The organism is Mucilaginibacter sp. NFR10 (assembly GCF_900100445.1).
In the GTDB taxonomy this organism is placed as follows: Bacteria; Bacteroidota; Bacteroidia; order Sphingobacteriales; family Sphingobacteriaceae; genus Mucilaginibacter; species Mucilaginibacter rubeus.
This window is the reverse complement of record NZ_FMTV01000010.1, coordinates 83,098-97,793: the sequence shown is the minus strand read 5'-3', so window position 1 is coordinate 97,793 and position 14,696 is coordinate 83,098. Positions and strand designations below refer to the sequence as shown.

Annotated in this window: 13 protein-coding genes; 7 read left to right on the top strand and 6 right to left on the bottom strand. The window is 43.4% G+C overall.

The features are described 5' to 3' along the window. Positions 1–15: 15 nt before the first annotated feature. From BLP33_RS24860 to BLP33_RS24845, 4 genes are all read right to left on the bottom strand, one after another. Positions 16–768 carry a YoaK family protein gene (locus BLP33_RS24860; RefSeq protein ID WP_090534257.1) on the bottom strand — a complete coding sequence of 251 codons (753 nt, stop codon included), beginning with the start codon at positions 766–768 and terminating at the stop codon, positions 16–18. A 269-nt stretch (positions 769–1,037) separates the two neighbouring features. After that, complete coding sequence (gene can / locus BLP33_RS24855) at positions 1,038–1,754, bottom strand: carbonate dehydratase (protein ID WP_090534255.1); 717 nt, start codon at positions 1,752–1,754, stop codon at positions 1,038–1,040. Positions 1,755–1,768: 14 nt separating this feature from the next. Continuing rightward, positions 1,769–3,373, bottom strand: a complete 1,605-nt coding sequence (locus BLP33_RS24850; protein WP_371328330.1) for a SulP family inorganic anion transporter — start codon at positions 3,371–3,373, stop codon at positions 1,769–1,771. A gap of 80 nt (positions 3,374–3,453) precedes the next feature. Next, positions 3,454–3,786 (bottom strand): hypothetical protein, encoded by a 333-nt coding sequence (locus BLP33_RS24845; RefSeq protein WP_090534253.1) that lies wholly within the window; start codon positions 3,784–3,786, stop codon positions 3,454–3,456. Between the two features lie 151 nt (positions 3,787–3,937). Between BLP33_RS24845 and BLP33_RS24840 the strand changes: the two genes are divergently transcribed. After that, the gene (locus BLP33_RS24840; RefSeq protein ID WP_090534317.1) at positions 3,938–5,434 is read left to right on the top strand and encodes an acyl-CoA carboxylase subunit beta; all 1,497 of its coding nucleotides are present in this window, start codon (positions 3,938–3,940) and stop codon (positions 5,432–5,434) included. A 187-nt stretch (positions 5,435–5,621) separates the two neighbouring features. After that, positions 5,622–6,056, top strand: coding sequence for a GNAT family N-acetyltransferase (locus tag BLP33_RS24835; RefSeq protein WP_090534315.1), 435 nt, complete (start codon positions 5,622–5,624; stop codon positions 6,054–6,056). A 67-nt stretch (positions 6,057–6,123) separates the two neighbouring features. On the opposite strand, the gene BLP33_RS24830 is transcribed toward BLP33_RS24835, so the two are convergent. Then, entirely contained in the window at positions 6,124–7,020 is an 897-nt protein-coding gene (locus BLP33_RS24830; protein WP_139160068.1) for a DUF6340 family protein, read from the bottom strand. A 243-nt stretch (positions 7,021–7,263) separates the two neighbouring features. Between BLP33_RS24830 and BLP33_RS24825 the strand changes: the two genes are divergently transcribed. Beyond that, positions 7,264–8,379 (top strand): M42 family metallopeptidase, encoded by a 1,116-nt coding sequence (locus tag BLP33_RS24825; protein WP_090534250.1) that lies wholly within the window; start codon positions 7,264–7,266, stop codon positions 8,377–8,379. 96 nt (positions 8,380–8,475) lie between these two features. Next, positions 8,476–9,378, top strand: a complete 903-nt coding sequence (locus BLP33_RS24820; protein ID WP_090534248.1) for a nucleotidyltransferase family protein — start codon at positions 8,476–8,478, stop codon at positions 9,376–9,378. A 76-nt stretch (positions 9,379–9,454) separates the two neighbouring features. Here the strand turns inward: BLP33_RS24820 and BLP33_RS24815 are convergent, their stop codons facing one another. Further along, positions 9,455–9,841 (bottom strand): hypothetical protein, encoded by a 387-nt coding sequence (locus BLP33_RS24815; RefSeq protein WP_090534246.1) that lies wholly within the window; start codon positions 9,839–9,841, stop codon positions 9,455–9,457. Between the two features lie 344 nt (positions 9,842–10,185). Here BLP33_RS24815 and BLP33_RS24810 point away from each other — a divergent pair, with 344 nt between their 5' ends. The 3 genes from BLP33_RS24810 (at position 10,186) to BLP33_RS24800 (ending at position 14,622) form a co-directional block, all read left to right on the top strand. Continuing rightward, positions 10,186–12,450 (top strand): glycoside hydrolase family 31 protein, encoded by a 2,265-nt coding sequence (locus tag BLP33_RS24810; RefSeq protein WP_090534244.1) that lies wholly within the window; start codon positions 10,186–10,188, stop codon positions 12,448–12,450. Positions 12,451–12,708: 258 nt separating this feature from the next. Further along, a complete protein-coding gene (locus BLP33_RS24805; protein ID WP_090534242.1) occupies positions 12,709–13,509 on the top strand; it encodes a hypothetical protein in 801 nt (266 codons plus the stop codon). Positions 13,510–13,845: 336 nt separating this feature from the next. Further along, the gene (locus BLP33_RS24800) at positions 13,846–14,622 is read left to right on the top strand and encodes a hypothetical protein (protein ID WP_090534241.1); all 777 of its coding nucleotides are present in this window, start codon (positions 13,846–13,848) and stop codon (positions 14,620–14,622) included. Positions 14,623–14,696 lie beyond the last annotated feature (74 nt).

Below are 14,696 nucleotides of genomic sequence, written 5' to 3'. Positions count from 1 at the left end.
TTTGAGATTGATGTTTTAAGATGCGGTTTGACGTTTTCTGCCCGATGCAAACATACGGCTAAGTTTATGCAAAGCAAGCGGCGAAACGTCATAATACATAATGGTGAGCAAAATAACAGGGATAAAATAAAAAATGGCAAATTCATACAGGTTAAAAAAGTATCCGCCTGCCAGTGCACCAAACAGGTAAAAGCCAAGCACTGTAAACCTGATCAATATTTTATTACCTGCCGTTTCGGTATTTTCTGTGCGGGGATGAAACCATTCGGCCACCTCACTGCCCAGATCAGTAAATAAACCGGTTAAATGACTCGATTTGATCAGGCCGCCCGAGATATTGGAAACCAGGCTATTCTGCAATCCCATCGAAAACAGAATAGCGCTGATCACAATTTCGCGCTCCATCTGTGTTTCCCGGTAAAAATTATGCCCGTAAATGGCAACTCCCAGTAAAATAATAGCTTCAATTACCATTGGGGTGGAGTTTGCCCGCCACCTGCTTTTATCATCAAATGAGCGTACAATGAAACTGGATACAAAAGCCCCGGCAAAGAACATCAGCAGCCAAACTAAAAAGATGATCATCTGGCGGTAGTTTTGTTCAATAATGTGTTTGGCAAGGTTAGCCACATGCCCGGTAATATTTGAGGTAAAAGCCAAAAAAGCCAGCATGCCCGCCACATTGGTAACGCCTGCTACAAATGCGGTTGATGAGGCCAGCATCAGGTTTTCTTTAAGGGTGCGTTGTTCTTTTATTGCTTTGAGCATAGATATTTCACGGCAGGGGTTCAGTTACAATTTACAAAACCTTAACCAAGTTTACATAAGCTTGTTTGATGGAAGGGGTAATATTTTAATAAGCCCCCTCTAAATCTCCCCCGGAAGGGGAGACTTTTAATTTTAAACCCTCCCTTCCGGGGAGTGTTTGGGTGGGGTGCACAAAAAAATCCCGGCCACTTCCTAAGAGCCGGGATCAACTTAACAATCAAACCTCCCTACGCCCCTTACAGCGTCGGAAGCACTGATCAAATTATATTTTAGTGTGCAGCTACAGCTTCAACATCAAGCTCGTATACGTAGCCTAAATTATGCGGGCTGCTGCTGCTTACTTTCAGATCTTTAACCAGGCCGCTGCCCAGGTCAATTACCCAACCGTGTACTTCAAGGTCATGACGTTCTTTCCACGCGTTTTGGATAATGGTGGTTTTACACAGGTTATATACCTGTTCGGTAACGTTAAGCTCAACCAGGCGGTTAACTTTGGTGGTCTCGTCGGTTATACGGTCAAGTTCATGACTATGTAAACGGTACACATCCTTAATATGGCGCAGCCAGTTATCAATTAAGCCAAATTGTTTGCTGCTCATAGCGGCGGCAACACCGCCGCAACCATAGTGCCCGGCAACAATAACATGTTTTACTTTTAGTACGTTAACGGCATAGTCAAGCACGCTCAGCATGTTCATGTCCGAGTGTACGCATACGTTGGCAATATTACGGTGCACAAACACTTCGCCGGGTTTGGTTCCGGTTACTTCGTTAGCCGGTACACGACTGTCTGAGCAGCCTATCCACAGCACTTCAGGACTCTGACCTTTGGCCAGGTTCTTAAAGTACTCACCATCCTCGGCAAGTTTACGCTCAACCCAGGCGGCGTTGTTTTTAATTAAAGTACTGTAACTGCTTGACTGGGCCAGTTTAATATTGTTTGTATCTATTACGGCTTTGCCGTTTGTTTTTTCTTGTGTTGACATTGTTTTTCGATTTTTTAGTTAGGGTTATAAACCAGTTCTTTTAAAGGAGGTACATCGTACTTGTCCTTTACTTCGTTCAGTTGCACAATAATGCCCTTGGTATAGGCATTGTGCTTGTAATTATGGATGATCTCCAGCACATCCGGATCGATGTACCTTGAGTTCGATCCGTCGATCACCACTTCGGCGCCTTGCGGTAAACTGGTAAGCGTTACCTGTATGGCAGCCTTGTTCAGGAAGGATACTTCCTCGGCCAGCTTAATCCTGATAACTTTTTTGCTGCCGTTCTTTTCCAGATGATAGAAATAAGGGTTACGCAGGTTGGTACGCAGAATATAAAAGATCCCTACCAGCATGCCTATGCCCACACCAATAAGCAGATCGGTCATAACAACGGCCACAATGGTAACTACGAAAGGGATAAACTGGCTCAAGCCCTGGTGCCACATGTGCTTGAAGAGGCTTATACGAGCCAGTTTATACCCAGTCATCAGCAGGATCGCTGCCAAACACGACAGCGGGATATGGTTAATTAAAGACGGTATCGCCAGTAAAGCAACCAATAACAATATACCATGCAGTATGGCGCTCACTTTAGTGCGGGCACCGGCATTTACGTTTGCCGACGAACGCACAATTACCGCCGTCATGGGTAAGCCGCCAAGCATACCGCTTACTATATTGCCCGCACCTTGAGCAAGCAGTTCGCGGTTGGTTGGCGAGATACGTTTGATTGGATCTATTTTATCTACAGCCTCCAGGCTCAGCAGCGTTTCTAAACTGGCAACCACCGCAATGGTGAAGGCCGTTATCCAAACCTGCTTGTTGCCTATCTGGCTAAAATCAGCTGATTTAAACAGCGCGAAAAATTCGGCACTGCTGTTTACCAGCGGTATGCGTACAAACTGCTTATCAAGCAAGGCAAGGCCTGTTCCGGAAAACGCGAGGCTTAGCCCGATACCGGCCAGTACCACCAATAAAGGAGCCGGAACTATAGCCAGCTTTTTGAACTTAGGCCAGTAGATCATAAAAGCCAGGGATACCACGCTGATGATCACCGCGCCATAGTTTATCCGGGCGAAAGCCCGTGTTATGCCTGAAAAAGTATTGTGTTCATCAATTTGGCGAAAGCCCTCATCGCCCTCAAAATCGGCATCATAGCCAACCGCGTGCGGAAACTGCTTCATGATCAAAATAATACCTATCGCTGCCAGCATCCCCTCAATAACCGATGACGGGAAGTAATTGGCAATGGTGCCGGCTTTAACAATTCCAAGTATGATCTGGAAAACACCCGCCAGTACCAGGGCCATTAAAAAGGTTTCGTAAGCGCCAAGCGTAGTAATGGCATTAAGTACAATTACTGTTAAACCGGCTGCAGGACCGGCCACACTCAGTTGCGAGCCGCTAAGCGTACCTACTACTATGCCGCCAATAATGCCTGTTAATACGCCCGCGAAGAGCGGCGCGCCTGATGCCAGCGCTATACCTAAACACAGCGGCAAAGCCACCAGGAATACAACGACACTTGAAGGAATATCCCTTTTTAAATTTTTGGGCAGAAAATATTTTTTTAGGTTGAGATTGCCCATAGCAGCCTCACCTTGCTTGATTTGCATAAGAATGAAAGATTGAGTAAAACTTTAAAATGAATTAAATAGCATTGCTATCCGGATAGGGAAGTATCCGGTTAATCATTTTAAACGTTGGGCGGCGGCGTGGGGACCACAGGGTGATATACCTGCTTATATAAGGCGTTTTCCTGGTTATGGAGAACTTTGGTTTCGACAATAAATGTGATGAAGTTTATGGTATGAAGGTCATACTCATCGAAGATTTTTTTCTCCTTCACAAGGTCTTTTTCGGGGCTGTCTTTTTCAGTTTTGCTTTCCTGCTCCAGCTGAAGGATCACCGCACTTACCGTTTTATTATCAAGATATAAAAAAACAGGTGCAAGCGAAATGCCCATCTTTATTACAAAGACGGTCATGAACAGCGCCACTACCCATATTTTATTGTTCCTGATCTTCATCAACACAAATATATAAAAATCCGTTATTAAACCACCAGAATAAGTAAGCAAAAGCTATTCTTACAATATAATTACTATTTTTAGACAATTACTAACAACCTGAATTGTGGATAAAAAGCTTGATCTGTTAAGGCTAAAACGTCATGAAGCCATGCAGGGCGGAGGCCCGGTACGTATTGAAAGTCAGCATAAAAAAGGAAAATTAACGGCACGTGAACGTTTGCATTTTTTATTGGATGAAGGCTCTTTCCAGGAGATAGGGATGCTGGTTACCCACCGCTCCATTGATTTTGGTATGGAGAAAGAAAAATATCCCGGCGACGGTGTTGTTACAGGTTATGGCACCATAAACGGTCGGCTCACCTACGTATTTTCCCAGGATTTTACAGTGTTTGGCGGCTCGCTTTCCGAAACCCATGCCGAAAAGATCTGCAAGATCATGGATCTCGCCCTAAAGAACGGGGCTCCTCTTATTGGCCTTAATGATTCGGGCGGTGCGCGCATCCAGGAAGGTGTGGTATCCCTTGGTGGTTATGCCGATATTTTTTACCGCAATACCATGGCATCCGGCGTTATTCCGCAAATCTCGGCCATTATGGGGCCATGTGCAGGCGGTGCTGTTTACTCACCAGCCATTACCGATTTTATTTTAATGGTTGAGCATACCTCATACATGTTTGTTACAGGGCCTAACGTAGTAAAAACGGTTACGCATGAAGTGGTAACCTCCGAAGAACTGGGCGGCGCTAACACCCATGCCAGCAAATCGGGCGTTACTCATTTCGCCTGTGCCAATGAAATAGCCGCCATTCAGCATATTAAAAGCCTGCTGAGCTATATGCCTCAAAATTGTGAGGATAAAGCTCCTGCCGCTCCCTACGAAAACGGGGACGAGCTTAGGCCCGAGCTCAATACCATCCTGCCATCCATTGCCTCACAACCCTACGATATCCGCGAGGTTATTGATCATATCATCGATAAAGCTTCGTTTTTGGAAGTGCATAAAGATTTTGCCGAAAACATTGTAGTGGGTTTCGCGCGCCTGGCTGGCCGCAGTATTGGCATAGTCGCCAATCAGCCCGCTTTTTTGGCCGGGGTTCTGGATATCCATTCATCAACCAAGGCCGCCCGTTTTGTGCGCTTTTGCGATTCCTTCAACATTCCGCTGCTGGTGTTTGAAGATGTTCCCGGCTTTTTGCCCGGCACCGACCAGGAATGGAATGCCATTATCACCAACGGGGCCAAACTGCTGTACGCATTTTGCGAAGCTACCGTTCCGCGTGTTACTGTAATTACGCGCAAGGCTTATGGAGGCGCTTATGATGTGATGAACTCCAAACATATTGGTGCCGATATGAACTTCGCCTGGCCATCGGCCGAAATTGCGGTAATGGGTGCCAAAGGGGCCGCCGAAATCATTTTTAAACGGGAGATCACGAAGGCTGAAGACCATGAAGCCAAGTGGCTGGAGATGGAACAACTGTACTCGGATACCTTTGCCAATCCCTACCGCGCTGCCGAACGCGGATTTATCGACGAAGTAATTGAACCCGCCGAAACGCGAATTAAATTGATCCAGGCTTTTAAAATGCTGGAAAATAAAGTAGTAAACAACCCAAGGAAGAAACACGGGAATATTCCTTTGTAGGTTAAAGGCGAAAGGTAAAAGGCCAAAGGTTTGCACGTCCGTTTTTTCCGGCGCAAGTATTGTAGAGCTGCCAGTGCAGGGATTACTTGTGCCTTTTAGCCTATCCGGTGTCATTAAAAGCTTTGCGTTTGGCGAATTTGAAAAAAACCTTTTACCTTTCGCCTTTTACCTTTCGCCTCAAAAAAAAATGAAAAACATTTCTATTGAACAAATCCGTCCGGAGCTTACCTGGCGGTTAAGGCAACGTATCTTATATCCCGAAAGCAAGCTTTATGAAATGGAGATGGAAGAGGATAACCACGGCTATCACTTTGCTGCTTTTAAAGATAATCATATCATAGCGGTAGTATCCCTCTTTAATAAAGGCACCGAATGGCAGTTTCGCAAATTTGCTGTTGATGAAACAGTTCAAAAAATGGGCATCGGTAAAGCAATGCTGGAGCATATAACCGATTTTGCCCTTACTAATGGAGGCGCGTTATTATGGTGCAATGCCAGGGTATCGGCCATTGGTTTTTATTTAAAACATGGCTTCACACATACCGGCAAGCTTTTTTCAAAAAACGGCTTCGACTACGAGATCCTCGAAAAACAACTTATTCCTTCTCCAGGCCAGCAATAACAAGAGTGGTAAGCTATCGAGCGCACAACTGTTTTAAGCTTTGTGCATTTTGCTTTCCGCTTTATAATTACTCTTTCATCAAATCAACAATAATAGCTTTGGCAAAATCATTCGGTTGCTTTTGGTTTGAGATCTTAGCCACCTCAAGTGCGGCGTCAATATCTCCCTGCGCTTCATAAACCACCGCAAGGTTGTAAGCAGCTCTGCTGGCCAGTTTTAGGTCGGGCCCGTCAATAAGCGGGTTTAGTACCTTGAAAGCCTGATCAAATTTTCCGGCTTTGATCAGTTCTACCGAGTTGCTTAGCTGGTCGCCATTGGTATACAGGGGCCTGTCATGATAATCGGTGTACGGCAGGTAATCCTTTAGGGCATCCAATGCCGAATTACGGATAGCATCAAATAAAGGACCGCCATGGGCAAGTAAGCTGGATGCATTACCATAAGGATTATTGTCATTTATTTCAGCCTCGCCGTTTAGCTTTTTAAAGTAGATGCCATTGGCTTCATAAAGAGTAAAGCTGGTTTTAACCACCGATACCCGGTAAACCGACGGTACGCCGTTATAATAATCCTGCTGCAATTTGGTTTCGCCTTTAAAATCCTCAAACGCGAGCACATAAGAAGCGTTGTATTTTTTTGCCAGAAATTTCACCGAATCGGTATTGGCGGTAAAGTTAACCGAATCAACCAGTTGTACAACTTTTACACCGGGCAGCGCATGCAGCTGTACCGCTGCATGGTTTATAGCGGTGTAAGCGGCGGCTTTAAATGTAGTCAATACGCGTTTATTGCGGTTACGGGTTGAATCGGGTATGTAGTGGTTAATGACCACGATGGTTGTTTTTGCCCTGTTAAAATTCAGCTTCGGCGCGTAATCAACCGGAACATTTACATATTGAGGTACGCTGCATGCTGCTAAAAAACATGCTGTAAATAAGATACAAGTTAGCCTGAATAGTTTCACCTTATTAAAAATTAAATATCGCGGAAAGGTATAACATAAGCATGAATGCTTTATGAAATAACCGGTCATTTTTGTATCAAAACAAAACAACGCTTTTATTGTGACTAAATATTTTCAAAAACGTTTAATATTGATTTTATATAATTGATTTACTGCTTATATGCGGCTTAATTTTAGTGCAATGTCATGAGCTTTATTATATTTGCTGTATTACTACATTTAGATTGAAAACATTAATTCAATATGGCCAAAAAGAAATCTGACGCCCCACAGCATACGTCCGTTGTAAACGAAACTTCACTCGCTTTTTTTGAAAAATATATCAACAACCCCTCACCTACAGGTTTTGAATGGAAAGGCCAGGAGCTTTGGCTGGAATACCTGAAGCCCTATATTGACACCCATTATGTTGATAATTACGGCACCGCGGTTGGTATCATCAATCCAAAAGCCGATTACAAAGTGGTTATTGAAGCTCATGCCGATGAAATTTCATGGTTTGTGAACTATATCACTAACGATGGCTTGATATATGTTATCCGCAATGGCGGTTCCGATCATCAGATAGCGCCTTCAAAACGTGTAAATATCCATACCGATAATGGCGTGGTTAAAGCTGTTTTCGGTTGGCCTGCTATCCACACGCGCCTGGGCGGTGATAAAGAAGAAGCGCCTACTCTTAAAAATATCTTTTTAGATTGCGGCTGCACCTCAAAAGAAGAAGTTGAAAAACTGGGCATTCATGTAGGTTGTGTTATCACTTACGAGGATGAATTTATGGTGCTTAACGACCGCTATTATGTTGGCCGCGCGCTTGATAACCGTGCAGGCGGCTTCATGATTGCCGAGGTAGCGCGTTTACTTAAAGAAAACAATGTAAAACTTCCTTTCGGTTTATATATAGTTAACGCAGTGCAGGAGGAGATAGGTTTACGTGGCGCCGAAATGATAGCGCATAAAATTAAACCCAATGTGGCTATTGTTACTGATGTTACGCATGATACCCAAACGCCAATGATCAACAAAATTACCCAGGGCGACTTAGCCTGCGGTAAAGGCCCTGTTGTATCATATGCTCCGGCAGTACAAAACAACCTGAATAAGCTGCTTATTGAAAGTGCTCAAAAAGCGGGCATACCGTTCCAGCGTCAGGCATCATCACGGTCAACAGGGACCGATACCGATGCCTTTGCTTACTCAAATGATGGCGTGCCATCGGCATTAATCTCATTACCTTTACGTTATATGCATACCACCGTCGAGATGATCCATAAAGAAGATGTTGATAACGTAATCCGTTTGATATACGAGTCGCTGCTGAATATCCAGGCCGGCCAGGACTTTAGGTACATCAAATAACAAAAAGTACAATTTGTAAAACAATAAGGGCAAAAATCCATTCCTTATTAACATTAATTATAAAATAGCTTTTAACAAATACCCCCGATACTATCTATGAAACCAACCTTACTGATATTGGCCGCAGGGATGGCCAGCCGTTATGGCAGTATGAAACAAGTTGACGGCTTTGGCCCCAACGGCGAAACAATTATTGATTACTCAATATATGATGCTATAAAAGCGGGCTTTGGCAAGGTGAGTTTTATTATACGCGAAGAGTTTGCCGAAAACTTCAAGGCGATTTTTGAGCCTAAGCTTGCCGGCCGCATTGAAACAGACTATGTATATCAAAGCTTTGATCTTAAGCCATTTGGTATTGATAAAGAGATTGAACGTGCCAAACCATGGGGAACAGCCCATGCCGTGTTAGCGGCCCGCAACCAGATCAACGAGCCTTTTTGTGTGATCAATGCTGATGACTTTTACGGCTATGATTCATTTGAAAAAATGGCTAAATTTTTAACCACCGACGTTAAAGACGATCAGTATTCAATAATCGGATACCAGATTGACCGTACATTATCTGACTATGGCTCGGTATCGCGTGGTGTTTGCAGCGTTGATGATAATGGTAACATGGTTGAAATTAACGAACGTACTGAAGTTTATTTTAAAGAGGACGGCAGCGTAGCTTATAAAGACGCAACCGGCGAACATCCGCTTGATAATGAAACACGTGTATCGATGAATTTCTGGGGATTTACACCGGCTATTTTCAAGCAAAGTGAGGATATGTTCAGGGAGTTTGTTGCTGCTAACGAAAACAACCCGAAATCGGAGTTCTTTATTCCCCTGGTTGCCGATAAACTGATCAAAAATGGTACAGCCTCTTTTAAGGTGATCCCAACCGGTGCAAAATGGTTTGGAGTTACTTACAAGGAAGATAAACCAATAGTGCAAAAATGTATCTCCGACCTGGTAACAGGTGGCGTTTACCCCGAAAAACTTTGGGACTAATTAATATTTGCTCCTTCAAACAAAAAGCTCCCGTTCCAACCGAACGGGAGCTTTCTGTTTGATATGGCTTCCTAAATTAGTCCTGGTAAATAAAGAATGTTTTTTGATCACCGTCTTCATAAACGTGCAGGGTTTTCTTAACCACCTGGTTATTGGTTTTAACTTCCATAATGTAATCACCATCTTCAAGGTTGGTTAAAACATAACCCCTTTCAACATCGGTTTTGGTTGATACAACGTCCTTCAGCAAAAGTTCATTTTGTTTGCTGTAAACGCGTACGAATGAACGGCCGTTTTCTGATTTTGCGAGCGTTAACTTAACACCGCGGTCGTGGTCAAGGGCTTTAAAGGTAACAACCTCTTTAGCTTTAGGAGTTACATCGGCGGCTTTAGCTGCTGTAGTAGCAAATACACCTGCGCTTAATAAGAAGAATAGTGCTGATAATTTTATTGAAGTTTTCATGATTTTGAGCTTTTAAGTATGTTAAATATTTTGTGTTTGTTATTTTCAATGATCAAATGAACAACATTAATTTTAAGTGCTAAAAAGTGTTATACCAGCACCGAAAAGATATAGACCAATACCCAAAAGCATTCGGCAAACACCAAAAACGCACTAATTATCAGTATTTTACAAGTTGGTCGAAAATTAAAGGGTGTTGATCGGGCAGGAAAGCGGGTTGGTCGTTTTCGGGGATGAAATAGAAAAATCCATGCAACGTTTTCAAAATCTACATTTAACAAAACCAACCTAACCAAACAACGTTGCCTTTAAGTACCTTTATCTATTCCGGGTACCCCACAGGCATGAATTTAGAAATTGCAGGTAATGTACAGGGCTTTAAACAACAGGATGGTATTTTAACAATTAAAACCGCCGAAGCCGAAGCAAGGGTTTATATCTATAGCCCTACAATTATCAGGGTAAGCATCAGTAAAAATTTCAACCCGGATGATCCTTCCTTTGCGGTAATCAGGCAGCCACTGGCCGATTTCGATTTTGATGAGTCATCGGCCAATATTGATATTACTACACCAGCCTTGAAGCTCAGTATTCAGAAATCGCCTTTAAGGTTCAACTTTTTCACGGCTGCAGGTAGCTTGCTGAGTGAAGATGACGCCCGCTTTGGTACAAACTGGCAGGGCGAACGGGTGACCTGTTATCGCCGGTTGTTTGAGGGTGAACGGTTTATTGGCCTGGGCGAAAAAACCGGTAACCTCGACAGGCGTAGCGCGGCCTACGTAAACTGGAATACCGATGCGCCAAACCACACGCCCGAATCCGATCCGCTGTATAAAACCTTTCCGTTTTTTATAGGATTACACAGCGGGTTAACTTACGGTTTGTTTCTTGACAATACCCATAAAAGCTACTTCGACTTTGGTGCATCCACAGATGAGGAAACAAGCTGGTTCGGGGCAGATGGCGGCGATTTGAATTACTACTTTTTCGGGGCACAAGGTGTTGCGAAAATAATTGAAGATTATACCTGGCTTACCGGCAGGATGGAAATGCCGCCGCTTTGGAGCCTGGGCTATCAGCAATGCCGATGGAGTTATATGAGCGCCGATGAAGTATTGAACATCGCCCAAACCTTCCGCAAAAAACAGATCCCTGCCGATGTAATGTACTGCGATATCGACTATATGGACGATTTCAAGATCTTCACCTGGAACAAAAAAACTTTCCCTAAACCCAAGCAAATGCTCGATAAACTAAAGGCGATGGACTTTAGGCTGGTTACCATTGTTGATCCGGGAATTAAGGTAGAAGAAGGTTATAAGGAATACGATGAGGGTATTGAGCAGGATTATTTTGCCAAATATCCCGACGGCGAAAATTATACCGGCTATGTGTGGCCGGGCCGCTGTCACTTTCCGGATTTTTTCAGGGGAGAGGTACGCGAATGGTGGGGAGCAGCCTTCACCGCTCTTACCCAACCCGGCGTTGAAGGTTTCTGGAATGATATGAACGAGCCTGCCGCCTGGGGGCAAAATATCCCCTGGATAGTAAAATTTGGAGATAAGTTTATGCCGGAAGTGCGTAATGCCTATGGCATGCAAATGGCCCGCGCCACTTATGATGGCACAAGAAAGATCATGGGAAACAAACGACCGTTTGTACTTACCCGGGCCGCCTATTCGGGCACGCAGCGCTATTCGGCCGTGTGGACGGGCGACAACACCGGCACCGATGCCCATATGCTTTTAGGACAACGACTGGTAAATAGTTTGGGCATTACAGGTATGAGTTTTATCGGGGTGGATATCGGCGGCTTCAGCGGCAATCCTACGCCTGAGCTCATGGTACGTTGGAACTCCCTGGGTGCATATACCCCAATGTTCCGCAATCATGCCATACAAGGTAGTAAAATGCGCGAACCATGGGAATGGGGTAAAAATAATGAACAGATCATTAAGAAGGACATTGAACAACGGTACAAACTCCTGCCCTACCTGTACAGCAGCTTTTATCAATCAACCCAAACCGGCCTGCCGGTAAGCCGTACATTAGCTATTGAGCACAGTTTTGACGGGAATGTTTTTGATGAGCGCTTTCAAAATGAATTTATGTTTGGCGACGCGATGCTGGTTGCTCCTGTTGAAAGCACTAAACTAACCGAAGATGTTTACCTGCCCCGAGGCTCGTGGTATAGGTTAAGCAGCGATAAGTTTTATGAGGGAGAACAGATTGTTAATGTTCAGGCGCCATTAACCGATCTGCCGGTATTTATAAAAGCAGGCGGCATTATCCCTATGCAAAGTGTTGTACAAAGCACCAATGAAAAAGGCGACGGTATATTGCAGGTACACGTATGGAACGGCAGGGAAGCAAATAGTTTTATTTATTATGAAGACGATGGCGTATCATATGATTATGAGCAGGGTGTTTATTATAAACGTGTTATCAGTTTCAATCCCATAGAAAAGAGCCTCAGTTTATCATCAGTTGAAGGCTCATCTAAATCGAGGTTTATGCAGCTGAAATTTGTTTTGCATGGTTTTGATGGGGTTAAGCTTCAGGAAGAAATAATAGAGAATAAAAGCGGAGAGATTGAAGTGAAATTATAATTGTTGTTTCATTTCTTTGAGTAGTGATCGAACCAGTCTCATGGTTTGTAATACGCGGCGGGAGGGGGGACTCAGACGCTCTAAACAGGCTCCAGCGGAGTCTCCTAATTGTAGGCGACACATTGGCTAACCTTTTGCCCTTACTCATCGTTCAAAATGGGTATGAACAACATTATAGCATTCTGCTCCTAAATATTTTCAAAATTTCTTTAATTAATTGATAATAAGTTAACTTTGCGCGGAATTAAAATCCTAAACATGAAACACAAGTACAAAATTATAGTATTGCTGCTTGCCGGTATTACTGCCATTTACACTTCGTGCCATAAGCTTAACATGGCGCCTACCAATCAAAGTACAGTAAGTAAAAAAGAAGCGAGTGTGCAAATTGCGCAAAGCCTTGTTGGCATTTTTAACCCCGAAAACGGCGGGTTTGATTTTAAGAGTGGTTTAAGTATGCCAACCGATCTATCCCTGAACAAAAAAGGTAAGATCAAAGTACAATCTGTTGACCCTCAGCCACAGTGCGGCGCCAAAATGGATACTACGATAGCATTTAATTTAGATCAAAGCGATACCTCAAAAATAGATATCTGGGCTAAGGTTAAATATGAGCTTACCTGTACCAATGGAGTACCTTCAGGGGTTACCGCTAATGATAGTTTAAATATGACTATGGCAGGCAGCGGTTTTACAATGGTTTTAAAAATGGGTGAAAACCTGATACTCAGAAGCCTTAATCCGGGTGTTGAACACGCCCAATACTCTTTTGATGGCCCTGTGAATTATTATGCCAGGGTTAACTACACCAAACCTACAACAGACCAGCCAAATGTTGAAGGCACGTTTAACTACAATTTTAAATCAATTGTTGTTGATCCAACAAAAGACCCCGATTTTATTTTAAGCGGAAGTGCTGCCTTTTCGAGTAAAGGAAGTATCGGAAAAAATGTCTGGAACTATAAAGGGACGATAACGTTTTTAGGGGGGCACAAAGCTAAGATCACTATCGACGGCACTGTTTATACTGCCGATCTGATGACAGGCGAAGTTAATTAAATTCTTTTTAAATATATGTAGAGCCCTGCTCCCTAACCGGAGGCAGGGCTTTTTGTATGCTATGGTTTTTCAAAACGGCATGCTTTTTATCACCTGTGTATTTGATAAAAAAAACGGGGAATATTTTCCACGTATTTTTCCCCGAAGCGGGGAAAGCAGGTAGTGGGTGTGTTTTGTTGTTCCGTTGCTATCAGTAGTATAAATCTTTAACTGTTTTATAAAAAAGGAAAATGAGCCTAAAATATGCATCACGGGCATTTTTTGGCGAATTTTTTTACCTGTGGTATGTTTATTGCCAAATGAGGCAAAGAGATCTAAACTTTATCTGATACGTTTATGAAACTAAATCTACGCGGTGTATTACCTTTATTAGCAGGTGTGGCTGTTCTTTTTTCGGCCTGTACAAAAACAGGAATTAATGTAAAATCCGATCCATCAACTGTAAAAGCCAGCGATAATGTAGCCAGTTCGGCAATTGCAGATAACCTGGCAAAATCATTGGCCGGTTCATTTGGAGGGGCCAGCCTTAACGACGGTGTTACCCCCTCAACCAATGCCTCATCAAAGCTTAAAGTACAGAGTACATATAGTTGCGGTTTTTATATTGATACCAGCCTGAACCGTGTATTTAATCAAGGTGATACTTTAAAAGCAACCAAAACAGGCGGTACCAAATATTATTTTATTTGTGACGGCAACAAAACTGTTGGTTACGATTCGGTTGATTCATTAAACACGGTAGGCAGTGGCCCGGGTTATTCATTCGTTTACAATATTGTGCAGAAATATAAGGTTAGGGGCCTTAACACCAATAACTCAAACTTCTCGCTTGATGGTCCGATGAAAGCCTATGTTGATAACGAATACACTAAATACAAAACGTTTAGCAGGGTGCATAATACCTATGTGTTTACTAACCTGTATGTACATGGCAACGATAAGTTTGATATCACCAGCGGTACAGCTACTTTCCGTTCGGAAGGAAAAACAAACGGCGGGGGCTGGGATTACAGCGGCACTATCGTTTTCCTGGGCAACCACAAGGCAAAGCTGACTTTCCTTAATAAAATTTTCTTAATTGATTTACTAACCGGTAAATCAACGCCTGCATAATCACGATCTTTCAATCAATCAATTATGCCCTGTGCCGGTTTTCGGTACGGGGCTTTTTTGTGCCTGAAACAATA

Coding starts and splice junctions, on each gene's coding strand:
- BLP33_RS24820 (WP_090534248.1), top strand. CDS start 8,476: ATGAAACCAACCTTACTGATATTGGCCGCAGGGATGGCCAGCCGTTAT.
- BLP33_RS24805 (WP_090534242.1), top strand. CDS start 12,709: ATGAAACACAAGTACAAAATTATAGTATTGCTGCTTGCCGGTATTACT.
- BLP33_RS24815 (WP_090534246.1), bottom strand. CDS start 9,841: ATGAAAACTTCAATAAAATTATCAGCACTATTCTTCTTATTAAGCGCA.
- BLP33_RS24850 (WP_371328330.1), bottom strand. CDS start 3,373: ATGCAAATCAAGCAAGGTGAGGCTGCTATGGGCAATCTCAACCTAAAA.
- BLP33_RS24835 (WP_090534315.1), top strand. CDS start 5,622: ATGAAAAACATTTCTATTGAACAAATCCGTCCGGAGCTTACCTGGCGG.
- BLP33_RS24860 (WP_090534257.1), bottom strand. CDS start 768: ATGCTCAAAGCAATAAAAGAACAACGCACCCTTAAAGAAAACCTGATG.
- BLP33_RS24840 (WP_090534317.1), top strand. CDS start 3,938: ATGCAGGGCGGAGGCCCGGTACGTATTGAAAGTCAGCATAAAAAAGGA.
- BLP33_RS24845 (WP_090534253.1), bottom strand. CDS start 3,786: ATGAAGATCAGGAACAATAAAATATGGGTAGTGGCGCTGTTCATGACC.
- BLP33_RS24800 (WP_090534241.1), top strand. CDS start 13,846: ATGAAACTAAATCTACGCGGTGTATTACCTTTATTAGCAGGTGTGGCT.
- BLP33_RS24825 (WP_090534250.1), top strand. CDS start 7,264: ATGGCCAAAAAGAAATCTGACGCCCCACAGCATACGTCCGTTGTAAAC.
- can (WP_090534255.1), bottom strand. CDS start 1,754: ATGTCAACACAAGAAAAAACAAACGGCAAAGCCGTAATAGATACAAAC.
- BLP33_RS24810 (WP_090534244.1), top strand. CDS start 10,186: ATGAATTTAGAAATTGCAGGTAATGTACAGGGCTTTAAACAACAGGAT.